4 protein-coding genes and 1 pseudogene are annotated in these 7,372 nt (G+C 57.0%); 3 read left to right on the forward strand and 2 right to left on the reverse strand.

Annotation, left to right across the window (positions count from 1 at the left end; translation table 11 throughout):
• Positions 1 to 1,556: pseudogene (locus QD409_RS34950) on the reverse strand (beta strand repeat-containing protein); the annotation flags it as partial.
• An 899-nt stretch (positions 1,557 to 2,455) separates the two neighbouring features.
• On the opposite strand from QD409_RS34950, the gene QD409_RS34955 reads away from it, so the two are divergent.
• From QD409_RS34955 to glf, 3 genes are read left to right on the forward strand one after another with little or no spacing between them, the layout of a single operon-like run.
• Positions 2,456 to 4,510: a hypothetical protein gene (locus QD409_RS34955; protein ID WP_092856778.1), complete on the forward strand. Its 2,055-nt coding sequence runs from the start codon at positions 2,456 to 2,458 to the stop codon at positions 4,508 to 4,510.
• Between the two features lie 29 nt (positions 4,511 to 4,539).
• Positions 4,540 to 5,793, forward strand: a complete 1,254-nt coding sequence (locus QD409_RS34960) for a hypothetical protein (protein ID WP_092856781.1) — start codon at positions 4,540 to 4,542, stop codon at positions 5,791 to 5,793.
• A 54-nt stretch (positions 5,794 to 5,847) separates the two neighbouring features.
• Positions 5,848 to 7,005 carry a UDP-galactopyranose mutase gene (gene glf / locus QD409_RS34965; RefSeq protein WP_092856784.1) on the forward strand — a complete coding sequence of 386 codons (1,158 nt, stop codon included), beginning with the start codon at positions 5,848 to 5,850 and terminating at the stop codon, positions 7,003 to 7,005.
• A 181-nt stretch (positions 7,006 to 7,186) separates the two neighbouring features.
• On the opposite strand, the gene QD409_RS34970 is transcribed toward glf, so the two are convergent.
• Positions 7,187 to 7,372 (reverse strand): flagellin (locus QD409_RS34970; RefSeq protein ID WP_430763381.1); only part of this gene is annotated, 186 nt, incomplete at its 5' end.

Raw genomic sequence — 7,372 nt, forward strand, 5'->3', positions numbered from 1 at the left:
GCCCCGACCTGAGTGGAGCTCAAAGCACCGACCTGGGCGGTCGACAGACCGGTGACAGACTTCGATGTGAGAGCGCCGATTTGCGTGGTCGAAAGACCCGCGACATTGTCGGTGGTCAGAGCTGCAACCTGTGTCGCATTGAGGGTAGCGACCTGAGCCGTGGTCAATGCACCGACCTGTGTCGAGGTGAGCGCATGGACCTGGGTGGTCTTCAGGGCTGCGACCTGCTCCGTGCGCAGCGCTGCAGCCTGGTCGGACGACAGGGCGGCAACATTGGCCGTCGACAGACCGCCGAGAGCCGGGGTATTGATGGCGGCGATGTCGGCCGTCGAAAGGCCGGCGACCTCGGCGCTGCTMAAGGCACCAACCTGGGCGGCGTTCAGGGCACCGACCTGGGCCGTGGTCAGGGCCGCGACGTTGGCCGAGCCGAGCACACCGACCTGAGCGGTGGTGAGACCGGCGATCGACTTCGAGTTCAGGGCTGCGACCTGCGTGGTCGACAGACCTGCGACATTGTCGGTGGTCAGGGCAGTCACCTGCGCCGCATTGAGCGTACCGACCTGAGCCGTGGTCAATGCACCGACCTGTGTCGATGTCAGGGCGTTGACCTGGTTGGTCTTCAGGGCTGCGACCTGAGCCGTGGTCAGGGCTGCAGCCTGGTCGGACGACAGGACCGCAACGTTGGCCGTCGACAGACCGCCGAGAGCCGCGGTGTTGATGGCGGCGATGTCGGCCGTCGAAAGACCGGCGACCTCGGCGCTGCTAAAGGCACCAACCTGGGCGGCGTTCAGGGCACCGACCTGGGCCGTGGTCAAGGCCGCGACGTTGGCCGAGCCGAGGACACCGACCTGAGCGGTGGTGAGACCGGCGATCGACTTCGAGTTCAAGGCTGCGACCTGCGTGGTCGAGAGACCTGCGACATTGTCGGTGGTCAGAGCTGCAACCTGCGTCGCATTGAGCGTGCTGACCTGAGCCGTGGTCAAGGCGCCGACCTGCGTCGAGGTGAGCGCATGGAGCTGGGTGGTCTTCAGGGCTGCGACCTGAGCCGTGGTCAGGGCTGCAGCCTGGTCGGACGACAGGACTGCGACGTTGGCGGTCGACAGACCGGCAAGGGCGGCAGTGCTGATGGCGGCAATATCTGCCGTCGAGAAGCCGGCAATGTCAGCCGTCGAAAGCGCACCGATCTGTGCAGAGTTCAAAACGCGAACCTGAGAGGACGTCAGAGCTCCAGCTTGCGACGAGCCAAATCCGCCAATTTGAGCTGCGCTAAGGGCCGCGACTTGTTCCGTGCTCAAGATCTCGATCTTTGTCGAGTCGAGAACAGCCAATTGGCTTAAGTTGAGGCCTTTGATCGCGCTCGCGGATACAGCGCTTATCTGGTCAGTCGTCAGGGTGGCGATATCGTCGGTTCCCAGCGCTGCAATCTGGGATGAGGAAAGCGCCTTGACCTGCGTGGTGCTCATCGCTGCCACATCGCTCGTCGTGAGAGAGGCGATTGTGGTGGTGGTAAGAGATTTGATCTGATTGACAGTCAAGGAAGAAATGATTGAGGTCATTGGTTTGGGGGCCCCTAATGTTAACCTTTAACAGATGCCATTTCTCTGACGCCGACAGCGTGAAAAGAGCGCGCCTATCTCTTGACCGCGGCTTCAGGCGCACCTTGCGACGAAGCACAGACAATTCGGGAGGCAGAAGTCGTCATTGACGCCTGCCGCTCAAGTATCCCGCCGGACGGAAAGAATGTGGTGAGAACATGGCTCGCTGGAGCCGAAGCATAGGAAGGGCTTCATGCATGCAGGGTGAGCAACAACCCTGATTCCTACGCCTGCAACTATATACGTCTCGCTATCGCCGAGCCGCTTCATCAAAATCCCGACTTCAGCACATGCTAATGTTGCATTCATCAGCTCGTGTCTTAACCAAAGGATTAGTGGGCTGCTTTTAATTTCCAGTTAACGAGGCGTCTCTTTTGCTTACGCGCCTCAAAAAACAACTTAAGATATATTTATATGCAACCTCAATCACCGATGGTGCGCGAGGCTAATTAGGTTAATTTAAAGAATTATCACAAACATCTTCGATGCTTATTCGAATAACTCAAATAGCATCATGTAATTTTATATACAAAATTTCGCGATCGCCTTTGTAAGCTTGATACATATTGGCAATTATTGAAATTAAGCACCATCGAACTGCGGAATAGGTGATTATTTAATAACGATTTCAGCGAAGAGCGGCGATTTGGAGTGTATAATCTTCTTTATGCCTTTCGGCACCGAGAAATCAACCATCAATTGTTTCATAACAGTAAAATACAATCATAAGAAATTGGATCATTACTGGACTCGCGTAAAATGATGACAAGCCCAAAGCAAGCTAGCATCGGTAAACGAAGTGAGTGCCATTTCAGCCGGCCTCAATTTTGGCCGTAAGATCACTTGTTTGTGGGATGCCTATGCTCGTTAATAATGCAGTCGCCTCGGATATCTCCCCCGTGCTCGGAGAACTGCTGGACAGAGCTCGAAATCAACGCTTGTCGCTGCCCGAATTATTGCAGGTTGTTGAGACCCTGAGCGAGACCGGACAAACAAGGCTGGCAGCTGAGGTTTACAAAGCGTGGATCGCGTTCAACGAGACGCATCCGCTGCTGCACATCGTTTACTTCAATTACTCGGTCACTTTGCGGCAGCTGGGCGATGTGACCGGTGCGATTCATGCGTTGCGGGCCTGCTTGAAAAGTGAGCCGCGTTTCGGGCAAGCGTACGTCAACCTTGGTCGCGCGCTCGAGGATTGCGGCCTTACCAGCCAAGCCGTTCAGCAATGGCGCGGTTATCTGGAAGCCACGAACGAACTCACCGCGGATCGGGCCATTCATCGCTTGATGATTCTCCAGCACGTCGGCCGTGTCCTTGAGAACGCCGGTCTCTACGAAGAGGCGGAGACGGCTTTGTGGCAAGCTATCGAATTGCGGCCAGACAAGACCGAAGCGGCGCAACATTGGACATCGTTGCGGCAACGCCAGTGCAAATGGCCGGCCATGGTCGGATCAGAGCACGTTTCGACCCGTCAATTGCTCGACGCGATGTCTCCCTTGACACTTTCTTGCCACCTCGATGATCCGCTTTTCCAGCTCGCCAAGGCCTATCGCTACTGCAAGTCGCTTGTGGGGCGCCCCGATCTGAGCGGCTTTTCGCGTATTTTACCGCGACAGAAATTCGGAACCGGAGAGCGGCTGCGCGTCGGCTATGTATCGTCTGATTTACGCGATCATGCGGTGGGTTTCGCCCTTCGTGAAGTCTTCGAAACGCACGACAAGAACAGTGTCGAAATCTATGCATATTATTGCGGCGACTCGTCGGCCGAAGATGCCACGCAATCGCGAATCAAGAGCGCCGTCGATTGCTGGCGTGACATCTCCGGCCTCAGCGACCGCGACGCCGCAAGGCAAATCGTCACTGACGAGGTCGACATCCTCATCGACGTCAACGGCTATACAAAGCACGCGCGGACCAAGATCTTCGCCTATCGGCCGGCACCTGTCATCGTCAATTTTTGCGGCTATCCGGGCACCATGGGCAGCCCGTTTCATCAATATATCATCGCCGATGAGCAGATCATTCCGCACGAAAACGAGATTTATTATACGGAAAAGGTACTGCGGATCCCTTGCAATCAACCGATCGATCGCAAGAGGCAGATCGCCGAGCGCCCGCGGCGTGCCGATGTCGGATTGCCGGAAGACGCGTTCATATTCGCCTGCTTCAATGGCATGCAGAAGATCACGGATGCCTGCTTCGCCCGTTGGATGACCATTCTCTCCGAGACGCCCGACAGCGTCCTCTGGCTCCTGACCGGCGGCGAGGATGTCGATCAGCGCCTGAGGCAAGCAGCCGAGCAGCGCGGTGTGGCGCCCGAGCGCCTGATTTTTGCGCCGAAGGCGCCCAACGCCAAGCATCTCGCACGCATTGGACTGGCCGATCTTTTCCTCGACACTTTCCCCTATGGCGCTCATTCCACGGCAGGCGATGCTTTGACGATGGGCCTGCCGGTCCTGACGTTCCCTGGCGACGGTTTCGCGTCGCGGTTCTGTTCGAGCATCGTCTCGGCCGCCGGGGCACGGGATCTGATCTGTGATGGCCCGGCCGACTTCGTCCGGAAGGCCATCGGTTTTGCACGGAACCGTGAAAGCCTGACAAAGATAAGGCATGCCCTGGAGCTTCATCGCGATGCCAGTGTGCTGCGCGACATTCCGGCTCTCGTCCGGCGTCTTGAGCAACTGTACTGGCAAATGCAGAGCGAGTGCGAACGCGGCGAAACGCCGGTACCGGATCTCGGCAATCTCGATCTCTACTATGAGATCGGCGCAGAGCTCATCGCTGAGAACGTCGAGTTCAGCAACGATTTCACCCGTCGCCAGCGCTACACCGAGAAGTTGGCGCAATGGCATGCCTTTTCGCCGATCCCCCATGATAGCCGTTTATGGACGGCAGAGACTGCCAGTGCGTCGTGAGCGGCACCACACCAGAAACCGAGGCTGAAATGGCTCCAGTAATTCTTGTCACATTTGCGGGCAGACAGAAGAGAATGGAAATTCTCACCCGATACATCCAAGCCGCCATGGATGCCGGGATCATAGACGAGTGGCATGTGTGGGATTTCACGCGCTCACAACAGGATCATGAGTGGGTGACGTGCCAATTCGGCCCGATCCGCTATATGGGCTCCGCCGCACTATACCAGTCCGCCGGATCGGCAGCGCCCAACCAGCCGCTTCGCCTTAGCGCCACGATCACCAACGACTTTCACATTGCCATCGTGCCGAATGACGACGGTGACGAATATTTCGAGCTGGTCGTCGGCGGCTGGAGCAATTCGCACTCTGTCTTGCGCAAGCTGCCACGCAGCGCACTCAAGAATTTCGATCGTGACGATGCAGCGACCGTCTGGAGCCGGCCGACGCCAGGCGTCCTGTCTCCGGGCGCCGCAAATCAGATCGTCCTCAACATCGATGCGGCCGGCATTCCCTCACTCCATGTCAACAACGTGGTGATCGGTCAGTGGGCGGATCTCGACTTGTCGGCCGGCGCATCGATCATGGTTCGCGGCGGCTGGGGTGCCGACCTGGAACTGGGTAACGTGCGATCGCGGATACAGCGCTTCGTCGGCAATCCGAACGAGCACATGCCCTATTGGCAAGCCTATGACTTTTACGCAAAACGACTGAGGACATATTCCGACTCGATCTTCCTGAAGTGCGACGACGACATCGTCTACATGGATATCGAGAAGCTCAGCGATTTCATCGAATTCCGGCGCACAAATCCGAAATATGTGCTGGTCTCCGCCAATGTCGTAAACAACGGGGTCTGCGCCCATTGGCAACAGATGGCCGGCTCCATTCCCGAGCAAGTCGGCGAATTCGAGCGGCCGCCGGGCGGATTTGGCGGAAGCCTGTGGCAAAGTGCGGAACGCGCCAACGACCTCCACGACTTTTTCTTGAAGACTGACAGCAAGCATCTTCCTTTGCCGAGCAAAGTGATCGAGTGGAAGGAACGTCAATCGATCAACTTCATCGCATGGCTCGGCAAGGATCTCGTGCACATGGCTTTGCCGAAAGGCGATGATGAACGCGCGCTGACGGTCGACCTGCCGGAGCTTCTCGACAGACCGACGGCGATCTTCTCGGACTTCACGGTCAGCCATCTCAGCTTCGGACCGCAGGAGAATGGCTTGGCCCTCGATCGTTTGATTAACGCCTACGACGAGCTGATGCGCAGCGCGATCGCGGTGTAACGCCCTTTGTCATTTGCGTGGACTTTTTTGAATGAGAAATTGGAGCATCCTGGAATGCGTGCGAGCGAAAGAATCGGCATAGTAGGCGCGGGACTGTCGGGAGCGGTGATCGGAAGGGAACTCGCGCTGGCCGGTCACCAGGTCGAGATCTTTGATGCACGCGACCACATCGCCGGAAACTGCCATACGGAGCGCGACGGTGACACTGGGGTCATGGTGCATGTCTATGGTCCGCACATCTTCCATACCGACGACACGGAGGTCTGGGACTATGTGAATAGCTTCCAGACCTTCAGGCCCTACAAGAACCGTGTGAAGACGACGTCAAAGAGCCAAGTCTATTCCTTGCCAGTCAATCTGCACACGATCAATCAGTTTTTTGGGAAGACCTTCAGGCCGGATGAGGCCCGCGCCTTCATCGAAGTGCAGGCGGATGGATCCATCCACGATCCGCAGACATTCGAAGAACAGGCGCTTCGCTTCGTGGGCAAGGATCTCTATGAAGCCTTCTTCAAGGGATATACCCAAAAGCAGTGGGGCTGCTCGCCAACGGAATTGCCTGCATCCATCCTGAAACGGCTTCCGGTGCGCTTCAACTATGACGACAATTACTTTGCGCACAAATATCAGGGAATGCCTGAAAACGGCTACACTGAAATGGTCGACCGTATTCTCGACCATCCCAACATCAACGTCAGTCTGAAGACGCGGTTTCACCGAACACAGAAGCAGGACTTCGCCCATGTGTTCTATTCCGGCCCGCTCGATGGCTATTTCGATCACGAATTCGGCCCATTGGGATATCGAACACTCGATTTCGAGCGATTCGAATATGATGGCGACTACCAGGGCTGCGCGGTGATGAATTATGGTGACGTGAGCGTGCCCTATACGCGGATCACCGAGCACAAGCACTTCTCGCCCTGGGAAGAACACAAGCGATCAGTCTGCTATCGGGAATTCTCGCGGGAATGCGGCATTGACGACATCCCTTATTATCCAATCCGCCTCGTCGAAGATAAGGAGCAGCTCGCTCAATATGTGCAGCGTGCGAACTTGGAAACATCGATCACCTTTGTCGGGCGGCTCGGCACCTATCGCTATCTCGACATGGATCTGACTATTCGCGAAGCACTTGATACCGCGCGGCTTTACCTTGCCCGGAAGGCGGATAACGAGACCATGCCGGCATACCTACACTCGCCGATCTAACCGCAAAAGAAAGGCAGCGAGCAGACGATCTGGTTTAAGCCGCCAGGATATCGGCGCTGCCATAAAGCAAGCGACGAACAACCATCGCTACGCGGGCCAAAAGAAAACCGCGCCTTCGAGGGAGGGCGCGGTGAAGTCGTCATTGCGTATTTCAGCCGGCGTTGGACGCCGACGCTTGCTATTAGCCGCGGAACAGCGACAGGATCGACTGGCTCGAGGAGTTGGCGATCGAGAGCGACTGGACGGCGAGCTGCTGCTGCGTCTGCAGAGCCGACAGCTTGCTCGATTCCTGTTCCATGTTGGCGTCAACCAGCTTGCCGACGCCCGACTGGATCGAGTCGGACAGCGACGAAGCGAAGCTCGTCTG

Origin of the sequence: Rhizobium sp. BR 315, assembly GCF_050577975.1 — a bacterium.
Lineage (GTDB): Bacteria > Pseudomonadota > Alphaproteobacteria > Rhizobiales > Rhizobiaceae > Rhizobium > Rhizobium miluonense.

Excerpts from the sequence above, each read along its gene's own strand:
- QD409_RS34955 (WP_092856778.1), top strand. The coding sequence starts at position 2,456 with ATGCTCGTTAATAATGCAGTCGCCTCGGATATCTCCCCCGTGCTCGGA.
- QD409_RS34960 (WP_092856781.1), top strand. The coding sequence starts at position 4,540 with ATGGCTCCAGTAATTCTTGTCACATTTGCGGGCAGACAGAAGAGAATG.
- glf (WP_092856784.1), top strand. The coding sequence starts at position 5,848 with ATGCGTGCGAGCGAAAGAATCGGCATAGTAGGCGCGGGACTGTCGGGA.